The sequence below is a fragment of the Siphonobacter sp. SORGH_AS_0500 genome (assembly GCF_002838835.1).
In the GTDB taxonomy this organism is placed as follows: Bacteria; Bacteroidota; Bacteroidia; order Cytophagales; family Spirosomataceae; genus Siphonobacter.
In genome coordinates, this window is record NZ_NHPP01000009.1 from 34,283 (window position 1) to 56,994 (window position 22,712).

The window sequence follows — 22,712 nt, forward strand, 5'->3', positions numbered from 1 at the left end:
GGAATGGATAAGTAAAGCTAGACTAATAGGCTTTTTCGTCACCTTTAATCATCTTTTCAACCGTCCACCAGCAGATTTTAGCGTCTAGTACGGCCGATCTTCTTCTGATATACCACTGATCCATTTTCAATCGCTGTTCCATATCTCTAAGACCTGCTTCGCCACGTAAACCTCGCGTTTGAGCTAGCCCCGTAATGCCCGGTTTTACTAAGTAACGGGCAGGGAAATTGGGAACGACACTCCAATACTGAGCATCGTGTTCAACGGCATGAGGACGTGGTCCTACAATGCTCATATCACCCCAGAGAACATTCAAGAACTGAGGCATCTCATCTAGATTAGTCTTGCGAAGAAAGGCTCCTATTTTCGTAATGCGAGGGTCATTCGCCGAAGCTTGCTTGAAAGGAGCAACCTGATTTGTTCGCATGGTGCGGAACTTCAAACACCGGAAACGGCGACCATTGCGACCCGTTCTCCACTGGACAAAGAAAACAGGTCCGGGTGAAGACAGTTTAATAAGAATACCAATAATGGGAATTAACCATACCAATACAGTTAGGATAACAAAGCTGGACATCACTACGTCAAAACAGCGTTTACCTAAAGGAGTAGAAGATGGTTTTGAAAGGAGTAGAGTAGATTTTCTAGTTACGTATGATGAAGCTTCTTCTGATTCAAAATACGTAGTATCCAGTCGAAGAGTATCTGTTGAGTATTTCATGATTACAGGCGGATTTTATGATTTTGTATGGTTGGGAAATGACCAGCATGATGGAAGCAAACTCCCTTGCTTTTGGCATACTATACCCTGACTATCAATCAAACTGATAGTAAACTCAATAATTATTAAATATCAGGGCTAGTGAATTAGTCTTTTAACAGGACTAATTCTCATAAAATCATAACTGGTGGGGTGGCGATTTACTCAACCGAAGGTTCATAATCGTGTGGCGGTTTCGATTAAAAATATAAGTTTCAGGTGGTTTAGTAATCAGCATTTTACTAAACGGGTTAATTACGAACTCAGCAACTGGGGCAGGGGAGCAATGGGCAACTACTCCCCTACCTGTATTTTAATTTAATTTTTTCTTTTCGTCCTCTCCATAATAGCCATAGCTATAGCTATAGTAGTAAGCTTCTCCTTCGCCTACGCCATTAAGGATGATATTTAGTTTCTGAAAACGTTGCTCCTTATAGAGCGTATCGATCATTTTCAGGTAATGTTTGGGTGTTACATCGTGACGTACCAAATACATCGTAGTATCAGCAAAGGGGGCTACTAATTGAGCATCCGTAACCAAACCAATCGGCGGTGAATCCACCAAAACATAACTGAAGCGTTCCCGTAATTCTTTCATCAATTGCTCCAGACGTGGGCTGCTTAATAACTCCGAAGGATTTGGTGGAACTGGACCACTCGGCATCAGGTAATAATTATCGTAACCAGGGATGGGTTGTAAAGCCTCTTCCAGAGTACACTCACCAATTAGGTAATTGCTAATTCCAATACCATTAGGCATTCCTAAAGATTCACGAAGTTTAGGCTTACGTAAGTCCATTTCTAGAATAACCGTCGGACGATCCACCAGTGCCAAACTAGCCCCAAGATTAAGTGATACGAAAGATTTTCCTTCGCCTGATATACTAGAAGTAAACAGAAGCACCTGACTATCAGAGGCAGCCTTAAGAAATTGGAGATTGGTACGGATGGTACGAATCTGTTCTGAAATCACCGAGCGATTTTGAGGAGCCATAATCAATCGGTCCGCATCTTTACTCTTCACTACCTCACCCAGAATAGGTACATTAGTCAGCTCTTCTACATCTGTCCGACGCATCACTCGATTATTCATCGCATCGCGAGCAGTCATAGCTGCCACCGGAATAACTAAACCGACCAAACCAAATAAAGCAAAAATCATTTTACCTACAGGTTTAACGGGGTCATTAGAACTTCGAGCAGCGTCAACCGTACGGCTATCTGCAATGGTAGAAGCGTAGGAAACAGCCGTTTCTTCACGTTTCTGTAGCAGGAAAGTATACTGATCATTTTTGATTGCCTGTTGACGTGAGATATCAATAAGCGAACGTTCTTTTTGAGGAATGCTGCGAATCACACCTTCCATTTTCCGGTTCGTAGCCATCAACTGATTTCTGGAAGTATTTAGAATTTCCTTAGTCGACTGCACGTTTTCACGAATATTAGACTTAATGGACTTGATCTGACTTTCCAGCGTTTGCAGCATCGGGTTTTGTTCAGAAGTAGTACGGGCTAGGCGTTCGCGTTCTAGTTCTAGCTCAGATACTTTTGTAATAAGCCCCAGTAGAACAGGATCATTTAATGCAGCAGCGGAAGGTGCCCCCGTCCGTTCAGCACTACGCGAGTTAATGTATCTTTCTACGTCCCCAATAGCTCCCAATTGTATGTTTACTTGGCTCAACTGAGCATCGTTCTGCTGAACCGTTTGCAGAAAGCTTTGAGCTTGAGCACTTAAATCAGTAATCCCTTGAGCTGTTTTATATTGAGCGACGTTTTTTTCTACGTTCTGTAATTCACTGGAAACCAATCCCAGACGTTCTTCCAGAAATTTCAGTGTATTAGCAGCCGTTTTATTTTTATCTTCTACTGCTGCTGAGTTATACTCATCAATCAGTTTATTTAAAATGGCTTCTGCCTTAGCTGGAACTGCATCTTCTAAAGTTAATTGAATAACCGTAGACTGCTTACTAGTCGTTTCCGTTTTTAGATTCTTTAGATATGCTTCAACAGTCTGAGCTCGGGAGGCAACTTGAGCAATGTATTGCTCATCACTTTTAATGACGGGTTTAGAAGCAAAGAAACGAAGACGACCATAAGGGGTTTCTACGCTTTGATTTACTTGATAATTACGGTCATTTACACGAACGATATTGTTCTCAGGAAAGCTAAGTGTCAGTTTTTGTTTATACAAGTCAGGCTTAGCTTGTTCAATGAGCATTTTCACTGGCATGTCTCCGTATACTTCCCGCTTACCAAACGTAGTAGGAGCAAAGAACTTAACGTCAAGATTTAGGTCGTTTACCACCTTATTCATTAACGTGTAAGACTTCAAAATTTCAATTTCGTTATCTACCAGCTTTTGCTGACCAAAAATGTCCAGCTGTTTCATCAGCTCGCCCGTATCTACACCTTTTTTTCATCCTTGATTAAAAGGCTTGCTTGGGTTCGGTAAATGGGTTGCTGATAAAGCAGGTATACATAAGCAGCTGCTAACGCTACTGCCAATGATCCCAGAAACCAGGGCCAGTTGCGAAGGTAACGAAGAAGGATTGCCCGAATGTTTGTCTGATCCGTCTCTACGACCTGGTAAGGTACATATGAGGTATAAGGATTATTCGTTGCCATAAATTAAATAGAGTGGATTGCCAATAATTAGATTTCGTGATTAACTAGTACTTATCTTCGAACCAGAACACTTACTAAAACCAGTACGGCCGAAGCCGCACTAATGACAATGGGTGCTATCCGATAGGTATTATCCGTAGAAGCGGCCCGGGCCTGATTAGGTTCTACGTATACTACGTCATTCGGATGTAAATAATAATAGGGCGAGCTGAACACATCCCGCTTGGTCAGATCCAAACGAGCAAAGGTCTTTTTACCATTCTCTTCCCGAATCACTAATACATTTTCCCGCTTTCCGAAAATGGTCAGATCACTCGCCATACTCAAAGCCTGAAGAATGGTTACCTGTTCATTATTAATTAGAAACAATGAAGGATGATTTACCTCACCCAGCACTGAAATACGGAAGTTTACATTCCGAACATTTACGGAAGCTTCTTTCAAATAAGATTTAAGTTTTTCCTTTATATGAGCAGCAACTTGAGCGGATGACTGCCCTGCTACGGTAATTTTACCCAACATTGGAAAATCAATCGATCCTTCTTTGCTAACTACATACCCGGGCTGGTAGGCTAATGGATTAGCAGAGGACATCAATCCTTGACCTTGTACCATAGCCATGTTTTCGGGCAAATTGAAAATGGCAGAGGCTTCTGGATTTAAACTATTTACAGAGATATTAAGAACGTCTCCTACCTGTATGGTTGGAGTATATTGCTTCGCTATACTTAAGCTATCAACGGTTGTATTAGGGCCGTCCTGAAAAAGAGCTAGGTTTTTCGAGGATACACAACCGGAAAGCAGTAGGGCAAGGACGGATAATGAAGCAAGATTCTTCACTAAAGATACCCGATCCCGGCGGATTGATCTGGTAGACATATAAAGCTTAAAATAGTGCAAAATGGCGGCGAACTCTGAACTCTTTTTCAAAGAAAATACAATTTTTCGTGAACAACTAATTTTAGAAGGGGTAAACCTGAAAAAAATATAATTTACTATCAAAAATCAATTAAAATCGCTAATTACTCAGTATTTTCAACTATTTTTTCAGAATTCTTCAAAATAAATATAATGATAACACAACATTTACATAACAATCCGGTCCTATGGCCAAGCTAGGAATAGTACTAACTTGGTAAAATCCTATTTCTTGTTATAATCATAACAACTTAGAATTCTGCAATGGTTGCTGAGTTAATTGCTTGAATTCTGGCAAGGAAAAAATCTTCTCGAATCGGGGTAAATCCGCTGGCCGATGCAGATCACTACCTATAAAGTCTACCCAGCCTTTTTGCAATAGGATTTTTCCTTGTCGACGGGCCTGCTCTCCATACTTGCCCGTAAGTGACATTGCATTGAGTTGTAGCAAACAACCAGCCTCTCGGTGATGGGCTAGTTCGGCTTCAAAATTTTTATAATATTTATACCGCTCCGGATGGGCCAGGATGGGCGTGTATCCCGCCGACTGGATTCGGAAAATTAAATCTGAGAGATGCAGCGGAGCCGAAGACCAGGCCGTTTCTACTAATATATACTTTTCCGGCCCAAAGGTTAACACTTCCCGGCTTTTTAATAAATCAAGGAAAAAATCATCAAGAAGGTATTCGGCGGCTACTTCAATCGTTAGGGGGAGGTTATGCTCCCGTACCAGGGACTGCAATTGCTCCTGACCCTCAAGTAAATGATGGTATTTGTTAGGAAACCAATCTCGGCTGACGTGGGGCGTAGTTACTACTTTAGTTATACCCCATTCGGAAAGTTGTTTTAAACAGGCCAGGGTTTCCTCCCAGGATGAAACTCCGTCATCTACTCCTGGCAGAAGGTGTGAATGTATATCAACTTTCCAAAAGCAGTCTTTAATGGGCTCTTCCAGATCGGGCTGTTGCCCTGTAAAAAAGCGGTTTTTCAAACGCTGCCATATACTCGTAGAACTCATTGACTTTTCAGTAGTGGGGACGGGGGGCACACTTGTATTAGGAGTCTCAGGAGCCATTTTAGCTTCTATCTGAGCACCCGCACGCAAACGAACTTCGTTTTTTTCAGATAGCGAAACTACTTCATCAAATTCCGTATTCATAATTGTAGCGGTGTATTAAGGTGGAATAGTCTCGGTAAAATCGACCTGTTACCCTAAACTGAGCTACCTGTTCAACAAAAAGCAAGATCAGTTTTGACTATCACGCTGATAGGTTTCAAACACTTATCAATCCTATTAGAACAGAACTAATAATCTTTTCGAAACCAATTCTACCTAAATTAGAGTCTATAAAGAATATATACAAGGATAATTCAACTTTGTTTAGAATTGCTGAACGAAATTCCAAAAGATAAATACGAGAAAATCTACTAGATGGATGTCATTTCAAACGTTTCATCGAAAAAAATTACATTCTTATAATTCATTTTTTTTATAGTAGCAAAGCTAAATAAGTCTTCAAAAAATTATACCATACGAAATGTTAACTACACTAATTTTAAGAGTAAAAACACTCATTAACAATTCATTAATTAGCTTAAAGCACCCATATTTTCATAAACATTACCAAATATTAGCAAAATAGTTCAATTATATTTTTTATATTTCAAGACTTCTTTATTCGCTTCTTTTAATTTCTATAACTCTTATAACTTATGTTAAGCTCATAGAGGTGGTAGAACGAAGAATCTATAAACCCAGTTTTGCACTATACCTAGAATAGTGAAGCTGTCTATTAATACATGTAGCAACAAAAAGGGGCCCGGTTACATGCGTTAAACCGGACCCCTTTTGATAAAATCGAGATCGTACTTTATACCTTTTTAGCCGGATTACCGAAGACCGTAGCACCCGCCGCGACGTTTTCAATGACGACAGACCCCGCTCCGATTCGGGCATTTTTCCCAATTTCGACGCCGCCTACAATCGTTACGCCAGAACCAATGAAAGTGTTTTCTCCCACTTTAGCTCCCATTCCGATTACACTCCCCGCTCCTACCTGAACAAAGTCTTCCAGGACAGTTTCGGTATCAATGATAACTCCGGCGTGGAGAATACAGTGGTTACTCACTTTGGAAAACGTCTGAACAATAACGCCAGCCGCAATCAGATTTCCGTGGCCGATGTGAGCATCTTCCGAGATAATGGCCGAGGGATGTACAGCATTAACAGGCTGCGTCTGGCGAGTTTCGTGCAGGTACTCAACCAGTGTTTTGCGTTCGGTCCGATCTTCTACTGCTATAAAAGCTTCACATTTATTTCCAATGAGTTCAGTAAATCCTTCATCGTCAGTCGCTGAAAAGACTGATACCTCACCAATTTCGGTTCCGTGCAGGCTCGTTTCGTCTTCTAGAAACCCGTACACAATGACGCCGTTGCGATTAAAAATATCAAGAGCCGTTTTACCCAAAGCTTTGGCTCCAAAAATAAGGACGGGGTTTTCCATAACGTATGCGTGTCAGTACATCAACTGACGTTTTTTACAAAAGTAGCAGATCAGCATGGGAAAGTTCACTCCTGATAATTATCCCCTGCCTTTTCGTTACTGATTTTGCGTGAATCAAAGTAATTATAACCCCCAATGAACAAAAAACGATCCGGCTCTTTCCACATTTGCCTATTCCTTTTTAAGTTTGCCTTTGAAAAGTCAGCCCGTTCCAAATGCTGACTTATCGAGAAGCGGGGAGAGACGGGCTCTGTGAACCGCTGGCAACCTATTTTCAACGAGGTGAAAACAAGGTGCTAATTCCTGCCCTGGGGAAGGTCTCCGGGGAGAGATAAGTAAAGCGAACTTTCATGCACCGGACGACCCTTTTATTGGGGGCTGCTATTCTGCCCTCTTTTTCCATCTCAGATTTCCTGACTCTTAGTTCATCCGCCTACGCAGGGGGCACTTCTTCTTGTTGTGGATTGCATGCAGAAACGATTCGTTTCAAACGCTTACTCTAAACTCTATCTTTTATTCACGCATTAATTCTGCAACAACATGTCTGAATTACGTTTTGAAACGCTCCAGTTACACGCTGGCCAAGAGATTGACCCAACCACTAAGGCCCGGGCCGTTCCTATTTATCAAACCACGGCTTATCAGTTCGATGATTCCGCTCACGGAGCCCGGCTTTTTGCCCTTCAGGAATTTGGGAACATTTATTCACGCATTATGAACCCCACCCACGATGTGTTTGAAAAACGCATAGCGGCATTGGAAGGCGGCGTGGCAGCCCTTTCGGTGGCTTCGGGGCATGCGGCTCAGTTTATTGCCATCAATAACATTACTACCGTTGGCGATAACTTTGTAACGACTTCCTATTTATACGGCGGCAGCTATAACCAGTTTAAGAATTCCTTTAAAAATATTGGCGTTGAAGCCCGTTTTGCTGAAGGCGATAAAGTCGAATCATTCGAACGGCTCATTGACGATCGCACCAAGTTCCTGTATCTGGAAACTATTGGTAACCCTGGATTTAACATTCCCGATTTTGAAGCCTTCGCAGCCCTGGCTAAGAAGTATGATCTGCCCATTATCGTAGATAATACATTCGGAGCAGGCGGGGCCATTGCTCAGCCTCTTAAACACGGAGCCCACGTGGTTGTTAGCTCGGCTACGAAGTGGATCGGCGGTCACGGTACTTCTATGGGAGGGGTTATTATCGACGGCGGCACCTATAACTGGGGCAATGGAAAGTACCCTCAGTTTACCGAACCCTCACCAAGTTACCACGGTCTGGTATTAAATGATGTATTCGGCTTTAATGGTCCTTTCGGTAATATTCAGTTCATCATTCGGGCCCGGGTAGAAGGACTTCGGGATTGGGGACCTTCACAAGCTCCTTTCAACAGCTTCTTACTATTGCAGGGACTCGAAACGCTTTCGCTTCGCGTAGAGCGGACGAACGAAAATGCTCTGGCTCTGGCGACCTGGCTGGAAAACCATCCAGCAGTAGAATATGTGAATTACCCCGGTTTGACGAGTAGTCCCTACCACGCCCTGGCTCAGAAGTACTTAACCCGTGGCTTTGGCGGCGTGTTGACCTTCAAGCTTAAAGCGGGAAAAGAAGCGGCAGATCAGTTAGTTAATTCCTTAAAACTGATTAGTCACCTGGCTAATGTGGGCGATGCGAAAACGCTCATCATCCACCCCGCCAGCACGACGCACTCCCAGCTTTCAGCCGCCGAGCAGGCTACGGCGGGCGTAGAACCGGGATTACTCCGAATTTCGCTGGGTTTTGAACACATTGAAGACATTAAGGCGGACCTAGAGCAGGCCATTCAGGCCGTTTCAGGTTCCTAGCCTCCAGGGTCGGGGCTTTGGCTCCGACCTTATTTCACTCGATTTGCATACTGACTTACTTGAAAGTCCTTAACTGATTGCTTACGCTTTGTCTGAGTTACAACTATTTCATTACCCGCATCCTTTTGACTTAGAATGCGGACAGACCCTACCCGAAATTCAGGTAGCTTATCATACCTTTGGAAAGCTTAATGACCGGGCCGATAATGCCGTCTGGATTTGTCATGCCCTCACGGGAAATTCAGACGTTACCGAGTGGTGGAGCGGATTAGTGGGCGAAGGAAAGCTATTAGATACCCGACAGTATTTCATTATTTGTGCGAATGTGCTGAGTTCGGCTTATGGTTCTACCTCGGCCTTATCAGTTAATCCGCTTACGCAGGAACCTTATTATCAGGATTTTCCGCTCGTAACCATTCGTGATGTTGTTAAAAGTCTGGATTTACTGCGGGAGCATTTGCAGATTCATCAGCTTTGCATGCTCGTAGGTGGATCGCTTGGCGGACAGCAGGCTCTGGAATGGGCCATTCAGAAACCCGAGCTTTTCAAGCAACTGATTCTTATTGCTACTAACGCCCGGATGTCACCCTGGGGTATTGCCTTCAATGAATCCCAACGGATGGCTATTGAGGCCGATCAGACCTGGCAGGAACGCCGGGCCGACGCAGGTACTGCCGGCATGAAAGCCGCCCGGGCTACGGCCTTGCTGAGTTACCGCAGTGCGGTGATGTATGAGTATACGCAAGCCCGCGAAGAATCGGTAATTGATCACTACCGGGCTAGCTCTTACCAGCGATATCAGGGCGAAAAAATTGCCTCACGATTCAACGCTTTCTCTTACTATAGTTTGTCGCGAATGATGGATTCGCACGATGTGGGAAGAAACCGAGGCGGAGCTATGGCGGCTCTTAACCGAATTAAAGCCCAGACACTAATCATTGGTATTCAATCGGATGTCTTGTTTCCGGTGGAAGAACAGCGGTTTTTAGCTCGGTACATTCCCCAGGCTGAATTGACTGAAATTGATTCTTTGTATGGTCATGATGGATTTCTTGTGGAAAATGAACTCATGACTAAAACCATTCGCACCTGGGAATTATCGAACCGATTGGAACCTGAAGTAGAAGAAGAAGAACTTATCGTTCGGGATCGTGTACAGGTGGATGTTCGCAAAGGTGTCCGTGAATACATTGCCGTGGAGAATATTTCGTTCCTGGCTACTCCCTACACCATTCATCTCATCAACGGCAACCGGATTGAGTCAGATACGGTGCTGGATAAAGTGAGTTTGGCTTTACAGGAAAACTACGATTTTACCTTACTGAGTCCGCATCTACCGCACATTCTGGTTAATACCCGACACATTAAAAGCTTCGACGAAAAAAATAACCGTATTTATTTAAGCGACGGCAGAAGCCAAACTTTGCCACCGGAGTTTCCTCTAAAAAAAGCCAAATAAATCTATACCTTCGTTTTACCAGCATCTTGCTTGAAACGTAAATCATGTTTATCGTAAGATTGCTTAATTTTTTAGAGGCTTCTTTAGAAGCTAGGGTTGCGTGAGCGTAACCCAGCTTGAAAAGGCTTTCGTATCCTTCATTGCTAGAAATAAACTTTAAGGTATCTGCTTTTAAATAAAGAGCCTGTCAGAGACGCTCTAAAATGACTTCTGAATAACATAAGGGAATGGTGCATTTGGCCCTTTCTGCGTTCGAAGCGTTCTTTATATACGCCTGCTATTGCATTTTATAAAAAAGATGGTGATGATGCCTTACAAACAAAGAAGGTTATTTCACTGCTAAAAAGATACGTTTCACATACATTGGTCTTGTATTTCAGATATTTACAGACATCTTTACTTGCCCCTTAACAAACGACTCCTAGGCCTTTCTGGCTTATCATCAATCATACTTCCTTAGAACTAGCTGAAGTTTATCTTTATACGGGTTCTGAGTCTCAGGTGAGCGTTACATTCCATTCTAGAGCATGCCATAAGGGCTTATAGACTGGAATTCTCCTAATACAATACTTCTATTTCAAACTAGTTTTGAAGTTCTTTCTTGCCACTAACAAGGTCAGAACTTCACCTCAATCCTATTCATTCATATCCAATCCATTAAATCTATGAAAACGCTTTCTCTATTTTCAAAAGTACTCTTATTCGTTAGCCTTGGGCTTTTTACACTGAGTTGTACCGACCATGAAGGGCCAGCAGCGGGCACCGTTCAGCGAGAAATTCTGGTAAGCGGTTTAAATGGCCCTACGGGTCTAACCTTTGATCCTCAGGGTCGCTTATTTGTTTCGGAAGTGGGAACTGGGCAAAACAATAGCCAGATTTCGCTGGTCGAAAACAACCAGGCCAAACCCGTCATTCAGGGGTTACCTTCCATGCCTGATGGTCCCGCTTTCTTTATTGGCATTACCCACATGCTTTTTGCTAACGATTCGCTTTACTTCTTGCACGGAGCTCTGGGAACGCTCTTTAGCGTAAAAACCTCTCAACTAAACCCTAACCAGCCCTTAAGCCAGGCTAATCTAACCAGCCAGGCATTGCGGCCTTTTATAGATAGTCTGAAATTAGTAACCCCCTTGAATTCAAATGCCTATAATCTGACATCGGATGCTAGTGGTAATATCGTCATTGCAGACGCGGGTACCAACGCGATAATCAAACGGCAAAAAGGCACGGGAAAACTCCAGTTACTGGCTCATTTACCGAATGTAACTCCCGCTCAGGAAGCAGTGCCCACGGGAATTGTCTTTGATGGTACTAACTTCCTGGTAACTACGCTTTCGGGTGGACCATTCACTAAAGGCTCAGCCGTGATTTATCAAGTTAGCCCGCAAGGAGTAGTCAGCATTTATCAGTCTAATTATACCACACTGATGGATCTGACGCTTTCAGAAGGAAACAAACCAGTGGTAATTGAATTTGTATCCGATGGCATTTTTAACCCCAGCCTTCCTTCGGGTCGCATTGCCAACACACTGGGCAAAACCTTAGTAGGCGATTTGCGAGGTCCTTCTGCCATCGAAAGACAGGGTAATAGCTATTACGTTACCAGTGTAAGCCAGGGTCTACTCGAACGTTTCACTTGGTAAGAGTAACCATTTATTCATTCAGGATCTCTTAGCATAAACGACAATCCCTATAAATTACCCTTTAACGCTTTTAGATAAACCGCCAATTTGATGGAGTATTGTACCTGAATCGTATCCTAGCTCACCTCTCAAGGGGTGGGCTATTTTTTTCCACATTCTACCCGATTTTCATAAAAAAACCGGCTCCTGGGGAGTCGGTTTAGGCAATACCGGCATTGCCCTTCCCTTTTATTACAGGTGGCGGCGTCTGTAAAGCGTAGGGTTAACGCTAGTAAGCCTAAAATCGTAAATATTTACCCATTAAATCATTGTTTCTTAACTAATAACAATAAATTACCATACCAGGCTCAGCCGTCATCTCCACCGCTAAATGTACGCCGATGAATCGCTTTGCAAAGATCAAAACCCAGCCCTAAATATTAATTAGAATTGGGCAAAGGTAACCACTGTTCAAGGGCCTGCTCCAGCACCGTTCTTGCAATGGGCTTGGTTAAGTAATCATCCATTCCAGCAGCTAAACACCGCTCTCTTTCCAAAGGTAGAATACTGGCCGTCAGGGCTAGTATAGGAATATGCCCCGTTTCAATCTGACGAATCTGTTGGGTAGCTTCGTAGCCATTCATTTCTGGCATTTGAATATCCATTAGAATCAGATCTGGTCGGTAGCGGGTAAACGCTTCTACCCCTTCAATTCCATTATGAGCTTCGTAAATAGTGAGTTCAGGCCGAAGTGAGGCGATGAGCTTTTTAGCTAATAACCGATTGACGGCATTGTCCTCTACTACTAAAATGGAAGCTAGGGTTTGCAGAGGAGTATCACTTACTGGCTCAGCGGGGGGGTCGGGGGTTATGGATTGCTCCTCTTCAAAAAGGTTGGAAAGAGCCGTGAGAAGCTCCGTTCTTTTCACAGGTTTCGGCAGCAGGGCCTTTCCACTCTTTTCTAATTCCAGACCTTCATAAATCGTATTCATTATTAATACGGGTGGTAAGGCCTGGTCGCTGGAAGCCCGCATTTTCTCCAACGTTTCTACCCCATTTAAAAAGGGCATGTGATAATCCATGAGAATTACATCAAATATCTGTTCCTGAGTCACTTCCAGGGCCTCGAGTCCATTTTTAGCCAGATAACAGGCGATGTTTTGCTGGGCGAGTATTTGCTTGAGAATGCTCCGACTAACTTTATTATCGTCCACCACTAAGGCCGAATGAATCCGGTTTAAGTGGGGCCAATCTTTACTAGATGCCAAGTCCTCGCTAGCGGCGGGCACGGATAACTCAAAACTGAAACAACTCCCTTTTCCTAGCTTACTTGAAAGCTCAAACTGGCTGTTCATGAGTCGCAACAAGCGGCTTGAAATGGTAAGGCCTAAGCCCGTTCCTCCAAATTTTTTAGTAGTTGAAAGATCCTCCTGGGTAAAGGCTTCAAATATTTTACGTTGATTCTCTTTTTCAATACCAATACCCGTATCCCGTACTGTAAAACGAAGACGAGCCTGCTCAGACTCTAGGGTCAGACACTCTACCTTTAATTCGATTTCGCCCTGGAGAGTAAACTTGGCGGCATTGCTTAGTAAATTAACCAGAATCTGTCTCAACCGAAGCTCATCGACCCAAATCCAGCGGGGAACGTTGGGCTCAATATTCAGCAATACTTCCAGCCCTTTGTTTTGTGCCTGCGTAGTTACTAAAGCCAGGGACTGATGGCAGAGCAGCTCGAGTTCTGTTTTCTCTATTACCAGCGACAATTTACCGGCTTCAATTTTTGAAAACTCCAAAATATCATTGATAATGCCCAATAGCGAGTGAGCCGATTCGTAAACTGTTTTTTGGTAGAGCTGTTGCGTTTCGTCAAGCGGGGTTTTTAACAACAGTTCAGTAAAGCCAATTACTCCATTGAGCGGTGTTCGGATTTCGTGACTCATATTAGCCAGAAACTCAGATTTAGCACTGCTGGCATATTCAGCTTGCTGACGGGCTTTTTCGATTTGCCCCTGAGCCGTTTTCAAATCATCAATATCCTGAAAGGTCCCAAATAGACGTACAGATCTTCCATTGATCTGTTCGACTTGCCCAATGGTACGTACCCAGCGAAGATTACCCTTAGCCGTAATAATCTGCTCTTCCAAATCCCAAGCCGTCCCGTTTTTAATGCCTTCGGCAACCACTCTGGCCAATCGTTCTTTGGCTTGAGTGGTTGCATAGAAACTAATTCCGTGCCTTATGTCGGGATTTTCGTCCAGAGGAATCTCATGAATTTCTTTGGTTACATCTGACCAGTACAACCGCTGCTGATCAATGTTATATTCCCAAGCCCCTACTTTAGCCATCCGACTGGTTTCTTCGAGTAAGACCTTGGTCTTAAGTAATTCTTCTTCGGCCTTCTTACGCTTATCAATATCGTGACTGGTCCATACAATTTCTTCACTTACTTCCTGACGGTTGGCTTTGGTTTCCATCCACAAGTAATGCCCCTTCTGATGTTTGATGCGGTGCTCAAAGCAGGCGGGTAGCTCTTCATTAACCTTACCAATCATTTCAAAGGCAGCGGGCAAATCATCGGGATGTATGAAGTCTTCCATTGTTTTCCCCAGGCAATCCTCTACCGGGTAACCCAGAATTTTAGTCCAGGCGGGCGATAGATAGGTAACGACTCCTTCAGGGGTAGTCATAGAGAGAATATCACTCATGGAAGAAAGCAAAACGGATAAGTTGATTTCCGTTCGCATCGTTTGAGTTACGTCCCGCCCAAGACCTAGAATTTCATTGACTTGCCCAAAGCTATCTTCCAGTCCTGTCATACTCCATTCATAGGCCTGTAGGGCCTTTCCAGGTAAGCGTTTTTTTATCTGGATGGTATAAGACACCAAAGGATTCTTTCGGCAGAATTCAACGCCTTGCCTAAAGATATCTATGTCTTCGGCAACCATATAGGTAGTCGCTAATGTATCTAGCAGGTTTTCTACGGGTTCACCTAAGGCATTAGCGTAATTCTCACTAATGAAGGTATAACGACCTTCCAAATCTATTTTAGCTACGTATAGAACCTGACTATTTAAAATGTATTCGTACAGCAGCGACTGCTGACGAGCTTTAAGCTCGGACTCTTTCTCATTGGTAATATCAATGTGACTGACGGTTATTAGCTGAACCTGGCCCTCTTCGTTTCGCAGAGCCATGCCCCGGCATCGCAACCACATGATGTAACCCTGTTTATGAAGGTAGCGGATGGGCGTATCGAAGCTGCTTTCGGGGCTGGCTAGATTCGAGCTTAACTCTTTTTCCAGTAAAACAATATCATCGGGATGAATCAACTTTTTCCAGTCTAAAAGAAGATCTGGAATTTCGTGCGTTTCATAGCCTAGTTTGACCCAGAAATTAGGACTTATCCAGTAGTTTTCAGGGTGTTGTACGTCCCAAATCCACAGGCCTGACTCCTGGAAAAAAGAAAAGAAATGAGTATTGCTCTCTAACAAATGAAGAAGCTCTTTTTTTAAGTAATGCATACGGATGGCGGTCTATGCAGGAATCAACTCGTAATTGTGGCTATCAAAGAAGAAATTTAAAAAATCATGCTACTTAACTAAAGACTTATTCTTAAGGGGCTTAAGAAAAGCACTTAGGTCCTCAAAATCCATTAAGCCTTTAGTACTATCTACGTAAATCATCTCTGTTTAAGTATGAACACGCTTGCGAGTTACTCTGGCATGAGGGCAACTACGCATATTTTCTAAACGCCTAGATAGATTGTTTAAAAACTTACATCTCCTTTAAAAGAAGAGTTTGCTTCCCAATCACTTCCCTTTAGTATGTGTTTTTGAGAGTGCCCCTAACCAATGGGTTTGACTGGCCTTTTTAGGCTACTACTTCAGCTCACTATAAGAAGTATACGTTAGCCATGTTAAGTAATAGGCTCTAAGTCTTATCTTTTAATGAGTTACATTACATGCTTTAACTTCTAAAAATAGCCTATTATTGATAGAAGATCAATACCTTAAAAAGATAGGAATGCTTAAAATCTATGCATTCTAACAAATGTTTAGTTGAGCATGTTAGCTGGGATAGCAAAAGACTATCCTAGCTAACATGCAATATATCCGCATTAAAGCCTACGATACGTTTAATGAGAATTATTAAACGTATCGTAGGCTTTATCATTTTTCAGTTGTCTCTGAACTGGAAAAGCCGCTTTCTAAATAAAGGCCATGACACGATACCCATTGTCTTTATTTATCCACACACACTAGAAGCCTGAAGATGCCATTTTTTAAGCATTTGCATTAACTCTTCAATTTTCACGGGCTTGGTTAAGTAGTCGTCCATGCCTGCTTCCATACAAATATCCTCCGTACCGGCCACCACATTAGCCGTTAAGGCGATAATAACGGGTTGTTTGGGTAACAACTGACGAATTTGCTGAGTAGCTTCCAAACCATCCAGAACGGGCATTTGCATATCCATTAAAATCAGATCATAGGGATGGGTTAAAGCTGCCGTTAAGGCCTGTTCTCCGTTTTCCGCTAAGTCTGGCTCATAACCCAGCTTCGTTAAGATGGTCTTAATGACGCGTTGATTAACCTGGTTGTCTTCGGCAATGAGTATTTGTAAAGGATATTGGCTACTCATGCCCGTAGTTAACTGCCCAGATTTTGAGTATTCCTGGACCAAGGGCTGCTCTCCCTGCAAAGCATAAAGTACCTGTTTGTTGAGCTGCTTCTGACGGGTAGGTTTATTGAGAATAGAAACAAAAAACTCTCGCTGATGAGGTTTCAACTCATGGCCAATGGAACTTAGTAAAATAACAGGAATCTCCGAGTATGCCTTCTTAATTTCTCCGGCTAACATCACCCCATCCATAGCAGGCATTTGCATATCGGTGATAACCAAATCAATAGCGGCGTCCTTCTCCAGTTGCTCAAGGGCTGAAGCAGCTGAGTTAGCCAAAAGAGTTTGCAAGCCCCAATTGCTAAGCTGGCGTTGCAAGATGGTTAAATTCGTTGCATTATCGTCCACTAACAATACCCGTTTCTGTGCATAAGCTTCCAGGCTTTGCTGGGAATAAGCCTGAATTTGCTTTTTCCCTGGCTGGATTCGGATGGTGAAGCAAAAGGTAGAACCCTGACCTAATTGGCTATCAACCAGTATTTTACCTCCCATTAATTCTACCAATCGGGCTGAGATCACGAGCCCTAAACCGGAGCCTCCGTACTTACGCGTAGTGGTTGAATCCACTTGAGAAAAGGACTGAAACAGTTTACCAATCTGATGAGCAGCGATGCCAATGCCCGTGTCCCGAACCGAAAAATTAAGGCATAGCTCGTTTTCTTTTAATTCCTGTAGACTCACCCATAAGCACACTTCGCCTACTTCAGTAAATTTGACGGCGTTGCCAATAAGGTTAATAAGTACTTGCCGTAGGCGTAGGGAATCACCGACTACCTGTAAGGGTATATCCTCCTCAATGTGATAAATGAGATCTACCCCTGTTTGTGTAGCTTTCGCCCCAAAGAGATCAAAGACATCTTCAATGCACTCCCGTAAGTTAAATTCCTCTCTTTCAAGCTCAATACTTCCCGATTCTATTTTAGAAAAATCAAGAATATTATTAATAACACTCAACAGAGCATCGCCCGAATTCACAATCGTATCGGCAAACATTCGCTGTTCAATAGTCAGATTGGTTTCCTGTAGCAAAGCGGCCATTCCAATGACTCCGTTCATGGGCGTGCGTATCTCATGACTCATCGTTGCCAGAAAAACACTTTTGGCCTGGTTCGCTTTTTCCGCTTCCCAACGAGCGGCTTCTAGTTGAACATTGGATTTTCTCAGAAGTGTGTTTATTTTCTTTTGAATTAATTCATTGCGATGTCTTTCTTGCGAGAGAGCCGCTTCCTTTTCTAACTCATTCATCTTCTGAGTCTGGATGAATACATTCTCACTGTACCTTTTCATCATATAAGCCCATAATCCACAGATGAAAAAAATAACGGCTGCCAGTAGAATGTGAATAACAAAAGTGAGCAAATCAAAGTAGTCGAGCCGCGTAAAATAGATTTGAGCGTAACCCAGATTTTGAAAATAACCAAAGAGAGCATGGTGAGTCAATACCACAATCATCATGGGAATCTGTAATTGCCATTTTTGATAGGTAATGAGAATTGCACTGCCAATAAATGCGAAAAAATGCATTTCAAACAAACCATGCATTTGGTAGATATACTGAGCCATAAAGACTCCTAAAACTCCACTCAATACATATTGATACCAATCTGAGTCAGGCAGAGCCCATTTGGTCGAATAATAAGCTAACAGGCACAAACCGCCTACACTTATGGCAATTACATAGGTATCGTAAAAACTGGCCAACACCAGGCCAGTAACAAAATAGCCTAAAAGAAAGACGTCCATCAGCCGATCCGAACTTTCTTTCACATTCGAAAAAAAGGAGGGCTTCTCTGCGTCACCAGTCAAATAAATAGTAAAAGGAATCATGGGCTAATTTGAAATTAAGATTGATAAAGCATGCCAACACAGGATTGCTAGTGCAACTAACCCAAGTCCAATCACCAAAAGATTTTTATTAGCGTTTCGCCCGTTCCTATTTATACAGAAGTATGATTTAAAATAGCTTCCAAAAGCCTATTTTAAATAGAATCAAAACCAAACGATATACCATCAAAACCCGTTGATTTTCAAACTGGTTGCTGCATATCAAATCTGCCGCTAGATACTGTTAGTTTTTACAGGAAGGAAGTTTACAACCATAAGCCTTAAAGGCTAATTCATCAAAAGCTCCGAGTTGACTTTGACGCAACAAGCGGCCTAAGGCCTGTTTAGCATAACTAGTCTGCTCATCGCTACAATAGCGGCTACGGTTATAGTTACCCCGGTAGAAAAGTTTCTCGTTAGTGTCGATCAACACGGCCTGCGGGGTTGAGTAAACTCCACAGATTGAAGCCAGTTGGTCGTTGTGTAGCACGGGTAGATGTAGATTCAAATCTTTTTGAATAAAAGCTTCTGAATAATTTTTCTGGCTCAAGAGAACAACGACAAAATCCACCTGGGCTTGATAGAGTTTTACCAAACTTTGAAAATGCCGACGATTAAATCTGGAGCAGGCACAATCTGGATTGTAGAAATGTAGAAACAAGGGTTTGTTGCACTTACGTGTCTGAAGTAGTTCACTGGTTAAGGTGGAGCCCAAAGCTACTTCGCGGTAATCCGGGGGAAGTGGTGTTGGCAGCAGATAAATCCAGGATTGGTACCAAAACAGAGAGCCAATTCCGATTAGGATGCCTAGCAGCCATAAACTAACTAATGTTTTTCTTGGTAAAGATGTCTTCATATAGTTGAGCACATAATAGAGCGTTTAATGTTTATTCATTTTTCTTTAAGCACAAAGCATAGGCAAGCACTACCCCGATGCTTATGCCTCTAAGGGCTGGCCTCATCAAGACTTAGCCAGAACAACAGATTACTCATTGGCGTGCTATAATTATTTAAAAATAATGACAAATGTCAAAACATTACCCTAATTACAGTAATTACCTGTATATACTACTATCTATACTAATCAGAGAGCTTTTATGTTTTCTTCTAATAAGTTTAGAACGTAATATTCATCTGGGTTTCAATACTAACATAAGTCACAATATAGTATTTTATAACCAATATAAAAGCTTAGTACTAGTAGAGTTATTTTTGTTAACCATAACATTTAAAGCAGGAAACTCGTATTTATTTAACTTAACAATACTCATTTTTAACTTTAAACCTCTACTACGTATTGCTTAAAAGTCGAGCGATACATCTGGAGGATCATACTTAAAAAGTCGATGCCACTCTTCTTGTTTTATCGATTAAACTGGTATTAATAAAAGGTATTATTAAGTAATAATAATCAAATACCTGGTAAAACAGCCAAATGATGAGTATAGAGACGACCTATAATGGTAATTAACCTAAAAATTCACTATCTATTTTTTCGTTTTATCCGTTTAAATACTCATAAGCAGATTTTTTTATTTTTCTAAAAAACGATTTCTTCACATATAACTTGATCTAATTAATTGTTTAATCAATAAAGAGATTACTCGCAGCGTATTAAAAGAGATTTCATGGGTAATATTTTACCTACGTATAGCTTTAAACCGTGCTACTTCCAAAGGCTTTTGGTCAGAAATAATCTTGATGATATTTAGAAAGATACAAAATTTAAACTCTCTTAACCTCTGTAAAGTGAATTTACCTATGCTCGATTTTATTTACATATGTCTTATTTGTAAATAAAGGTTCATATACGCCTATAAGCCTCTAATTATGTACAAAATAAGGTTACTTATTTTCTTTATTTATAAATAAAAAGTAATAGCTGTGTTAAAGTTATGGCTATACTAAATTCATTGAAAATGAACTTAGTATAGCCATAATGGATGGTTTTTCTATAAATTAAAGTTGAACGTATAGATCCTTAAATAACGTCCGTTCATAACCATATGCCTTCTATGGGGAGCATCAAAACACGTTTAAATAATATAATAATTCAAGTATTTATTTATATTATTTAATTATAAGTGGTTTAAAAGTAAGCTATGCGTATGTACTATTATTATACGTTTGCAAGACCTCTACTAGAGTTTTGTTGATCACCTTGACAAGAAATCTAATTATACCAAATTTAGTATTAGTAGTTTTTATAGATTATCTATTTATTATCTTTAAAACTAAACTTAACCTAATTAACTATAATCCATTGAAAGAAATTTAAACTTATCTTTTTAATTAGTAGAATGATGGGGGAACGAATAGTTATATTGGGGATTTATCTACACTAGTATTATCAAAGATAGAGAAGAGGCGAGCATCTTTCTGACCTTTGCAGCCTCTACCATTGCTCAGCAAAAAGGAGGCGGTCATTCATGGCTAATTATGGCAGGCGACATACGTAAAAATATTGCTCTTAAAATTGCTGATTACTGCTTCATTTAAAAGCCTTCGTACGCCCAGGAACGTTGCACATTGAGTAAGAAAAAGTAAAAGCTCCATATCTTCTGATTTTACCCAAAAGACCTAGAGCTTTTACTTTAGTTGTGTTACTTGTTTCTTCCTAACCGTTACCCTCTTCTAACTGAAGGGTGTCGATTTGGTAAACACTGATGACTCAACCACCTTTATCAAGCCTAGAAAGAAACCACCTGTCGTCGTTTCTTGGAAGCGGCACATTACTTGAACTTATCGGACCGAACCTGTCTGCTTTCACCGATCCCAAGCAATGCAGTAGCATTTTCTACTAATGTCTATCTGGTAACCATTTAAGCCAAAGGTTATCAGATAGACATATTCTTACATGCCGTCCGCTCTCATGGCGTTCACCATTTTCACGTGACGGAAAGCCGCAATCTCAGACCATTCATTGTCATAGTTAAGTCCATAAGGCCAGAAATGCGAGCCGCCCGTATTAATAACAGCATCAGGCCCATCGTAAGTTTTGATAAGGGCTACGGCATTAGCACCGGTAAAAGGGCCTGTAGACGTATTGGCATACCAGCCTCCCGAAATTCCCACGCCCCAGGTATGAGCTATTTCGTGCATCGCTGTACGCGTATTTTGGTAACTGGCATTAGAACCAAACCGAATATTACCGTTGGTATTGCCATCTGCTGTATTTACGCCCGGATTGTACTCAACGGTCAATGTTCGAGCCGGCCAGGCAGCTCCCGCATTATAACGGGCACAGGCATCGTTCATTGCTGCCGTAATCCGTTCTCTCACATCGGTAGGTACATCAGATGTAGTTAGCGTCCAGCCTAGCTGACCGTTGGCTTGGATAGTAACAAGACCCCACTCCTGATTTTCGCCTCCCCAGTAACCCCACTGCTTGATCTCAGCCAGATCATCGATGGATTGATTAAATACATCCAGATCCTTGCCACTATTGCGGTTTACAATACGGTAGTAGCCATTGTTTGTGGGAATAAATTGCCACTGCTGATGATTAGCCCCCGTGTAGTCGCCTATCGTTACGTCGCCGCCATCGTCCACTGAAGCCTGGCTGATCTGTAAGGCTTTATTGCTTTGAACGCCAATGATGGAATAATACCCTCCCGCCAGTGACTGCAACGTCCACCTTTGGTTAGTACCGCCCGTGCCTCCATACTGGATGATGTTAGCACCGTTAGAAGTCTGAAACCCTTCCACATCAATCATTTTACCACTTTTACGGCTAACTAAATAGAACGTGCCGTTGCCTACCGACTGAAGAGGTTCAGAAGATGGCAAAGCCCTGGCTCCTCTGGATTTAACCGAGCCCGACTGAGGAGAGACTTTCTCTTCAATGGTTTCCTTCTGACAACCCGTCACCAGCGTCAGTAAAGCAAAACTGCACGCAGTTGCCCAATGAGAAATACTTAATCTTGTTTTCATAATGTAGAGATTTAGAAAATAAGTGCATCGCCATACCTAATGCACTTGGTTAAACCATAAGAGCGTATGGGCATCTTGTCATGAATAAAGCATTTAAGATGGGGGGAGTACCTGAAGCCAGACGGTCTGCTGACTAATGCGAAGTAACGTCTTGGGCGAGCAGGCGACCTCTAGCCTATGCTCTCCTAAAACTTGTTTGTAATTTCTAGTTTTACCTAATAAGTGCTTTGCTTAACTATTGAGTACCCTACTTTATAAGTAAGGTTTTCCAAGCCCTAAAATTTCAATAGCCATAGGTCTGATCTACTAATTATTGTTTTAGGAAAATAAAAAACTTGAATAGTTCAAAATTAACCAATGAAAAGTAAAGAGGACATCCCTATTTTCGGCAAATTGGCGGCTCGATTTGGTCTGTTCTTCTTATATTTAGCTGTAAATTCCTTTTATTTACGCTATTCACTTTGTGCATATCTATTCTTACCTATCTATTTTATTTAATAATTCCATGATTAAATAGTATAATTTAATTTTAAAAAAGT

Annotated in this window: 13 protein-coding genes and 1 riboswitch; of the genes, 3 read left to right on the plus strand and 10 right to left on the minus strand. The window is 41.9% G+C overall.

Annotation, left to right across the window (positions count from 1 at the left end; translation table 11 throughout):
* Positions 1 to 22 precede the first annotated feature (22 nt).
* The 6 genes from BWI96_RS12205 to BWI96_RS12225 all read right to left on the minus strand — a co-directional run bounded on the left by BWI96_RS12205 (position 23) and on the right by BWI96_RS12225 (position 6,807).
* Positions 23 to 721 (minus strand): sugar transferase, encoded by a 699-nt coding sequence (locus BWI96_RS12205; protein WP_106636917.1) that lies wholly within the window; start codon positions 719 to 721, stop codon positions 23 to 25.
* 352 nt (positions 722 to 1,073) lie between these two features.
* Positions 1,074 to 3,149 carry a GumC family protein gene (locus BWI96_RS12210; RefSeq protein WP_369804150.1) on the minus strand — a complete coding sequence of 692 codons (2,076 nt, stop codon included), beginning with the start codon at positions 3,147 to 3,149 and terminating at the stop codon, positions 1,074 to 1,076.
* Positions 3,150 to 3,163: 14 nt separating this feature from the next.
* Positions 3,164 to 3,385: a hypothetical protein gene (locus BWI96_RS23300; RefSeq protein WP_369804151.1), complete on the minus strand. Its 222-nt coding sequence runs from the start codon at positions 3,383 to 3,385 to the stop codon at positions 3,164 to 3,166.
* Between the two features lie 51 nt (positions 3,386 to 3,436).
* Complete coding sequence (locus tag BWI96_RS12215) at positions 3,437 to 4,264, minus strand: polysaccharide biosynthesis/export family protein (RefSeq protein ID WP_106637090.1); 828 nt, start codon at positions 4,262 to 4,264, stop codon at positions 3,437 to 3,439.
* A 280-nt stretch (positions 4,265 to 4,544) separates the two neighbouring features.
* Positions 4,545 to 5,462: a tyrosine-protein phosphatase gene (locus tag BWI96_RS12220; RefSeq protein ID WP_232793699.1), complete on the minus strand. Its 918-nt coding sequence runs from the start codon at positions 5,460 to 5,462 to the stop codon at positions 4,545 to 4,547.
* A gap of 712 nt (positions 5,463 to 6,174) precedes the next feature.
* Entirely contained in the window at positions 6,175 to 6,807 is a 633-nt protein-coding gene (locus BWI96_RS12225; RefSeq protein ID WP_106636918.1) for a NeuD/PglB/VioB family sugar acetyltransferase, read from the minus strand.
* A gap of 220 nt (positions 6,808 to 7,027) precedes the next feature.
* Positions 7,028 to 7,145, plus strand: a riboswitch (SAM riboswitch).
* Between the two features lie 202 nt (positions 7,146 to 7,347).
* Here BWI96_RS12225 and BWI96_RS12230 point away from each other — a divergent pair.
* The 3 genes from BWI96_RS12230 to BWI96_RS12240 all read left to right on the plus strand — a co-directional run bounded on the left by BWI96_RS12230 (position 7,348) and on the right by BWI96_RS12240 (position 11,754).
* Positions 7,348 to 8,652, plus strand: coding sequence for an O-acetylhomoserine aminocarboxypropyltransferase/cysteine synthase family protein (locus BWI96_RS12230; protein WP_106636919.1), 1,305 nt, complete (start codon positions 7,348 to 7,350; stop codon positions 8,650 to 8,652).
* A gap of 88 nt (positions 8,653 to 8,740) precedes the next feature.
* A complete protein-coding gene (metX, locus tag BWI96_RS12235) occupies positions 8,741 to 10,111 on the plus strand; it encodes a homoserine O-acetyltransferase (RefSeq protein ID WP_106636920.1) in 1,371 nt (456 codons plus the stop codon).
* A gap of 665 nt (positions 10,112 to 10,776) precedes the next feature.
* Complete coding sequence (locus BWI96_RS12240) at positions 10,777 to 11,754, plus strand: ScyD/ScyE family protein (RefSeq protein ID WP_106636921.1); 978 nt, start codon at positions 10,777 to 10,779, stop codon at positions 11,752 to 11,754.
* 419 nt (positions 11,755 to 12,173) lie between these two features.
* Here BWI96_RS12240 and BWI96_RS12245 read toward each other — a convergent pair whose 3' ends face one another.
* From BWI96_RS12245 to BWI96_RS12260, 4 genes are all read right to left on the minus strand, one after another.
* On the minus strand, positions 12,174 to 15,257 hold the full coding sequence (locus BWI96_RS12245; protein WP_106636922.1) for a response regulator: 3,084 nt from the start codon (positions 15,255 to 15,257) through the stop codon (positions 12,174 to 12,176).
* Between the two features lie 724 nt (positions 15,258 to 15,981).
* On the minus strand, positions 15,982 to 18,243 hold the full coding sequence (locus tag BWI96_RS12250) for a response regulator (protein WP_106636923.1): 2,262 nt from the start codon (positions 18,241 to 18,243) through the stop codon (positions 15,982 to 15,984).
* A 241-nt stretch (positions 18,244 to 18,484) separates the two neighbouring features.
* On the minus strand, positions 18,485 to 19,096 hold the full coding sequence (locus BWI96_RS12255) for a thioredoxin fold domain-containing protein (RefSeq protein WP_106636924.1): 612 nt from the start codon (positions 19,094 to 19,096) through the stop codon (positions 18,485 to 18,487).
* 1,997 nt (positions 19,097 to 21,093) lie between these two features.
* Positions 21,094 to 22,173 carry an RICIN domain-containing protein gene (locus BWI96_RS12260; RefSeq protein ID WP_106636925.1) on the minus strand — a complete coding sequence of 360 codons (1,080 nt, stop codon included), beginning with the start codon at positions 22,171 to 22,173 and terminating at the stop codon, positions 21,094 to 21,096.
* Positions 22,174 to 22,712 lie beyond the last annotated feature (539 nt).

Bases quoted from the DNA above. Each gene is read 5' to 3' on its own strand.
- BWI96_RS12205 (WP_106636917.1), bottom strand. From the start codon at position 721: ATGAAATACTCAACAGATACTCTTCGACTGGATACTACGTATTTTGAA.
- BWI96_RS12210 (WP_369804150.1), bottom strand. From the start codon at position 3,149: ATGAAACAGCTGGACATTTTTGGTCAGCAAAAGCTGGTAGATAACGAA.
- BWI96_RS23300 (WP_369804151.1), bottom strand. From the start codon at position 3,385: ATGGCAACGAATAATCCTTATACCTCATATGTACCTTACCAGGTCGTA.
- BWI96_RS12215 (WP_106637090.1), bottom strand. From the start codon at position 4,264: ATGTCTACCAGATCAATCCGCCGGGATCGGGTATCTTTAGTGAAGAAT.
- BWI96_RS12220 (WP_232793699.1), bottom strand. From the start codon at position 5,462: ATGAATACGGAATTTGATGAAGTAGTTTCGCTATCTGAAAAAAACGAA.
- BWI96_RS12225 (WP_106636918.1), bottom strand. From the start codon at position 6,807: ATGGAAAACCCCGTCCTTATTTTTGGAGCCAAAGCTTTGGGTAAAACG.
- BWI96_RS12230 (WP_106636919.1), top strand. From the start codon at position 7,348: ATGTCTGAATTACGTTTTGAAACGCTCCAGTTACACGCTGGCCAAGAG.
- BWI96_RS12240 (WP_106636921.1), top strand. From the start codon at position 10,777: ATGAAAACGCTTTCTCTATTTTCAAAAGTACTCTTATTCGTTAGCCTT.
- BWI96_RS12245 (WP_106636922.1), bottom strand. From the start codon at position 15,257: ATGCATTACTTAAAAAAAGAGCTTCTTCATTTGTTAGAGAGCAATACT.
- BWI96_RS12250 (WP_106636923.1), bottom strand. From the start codon at position 18,243: ATGATTCCTTTTACTATTTATTTGACTGGTGACGCAGAGAAGCCCTCC.
- BWI96_RS12255 (WP_106636924.1), bottom strand. From the start codon at position 19,096: ATGAAGACATCTTTACCAAGAAAAACATTAGTTAGTTTATGGCTGCTA.
- BWI96_RS12260 (WP_106636925.1), bottom strand. From the start codon at position 22,173: ATGAAAACAAGATTAAGTATTTCTCATTGGGCAACTGCGTGCAGTTTT.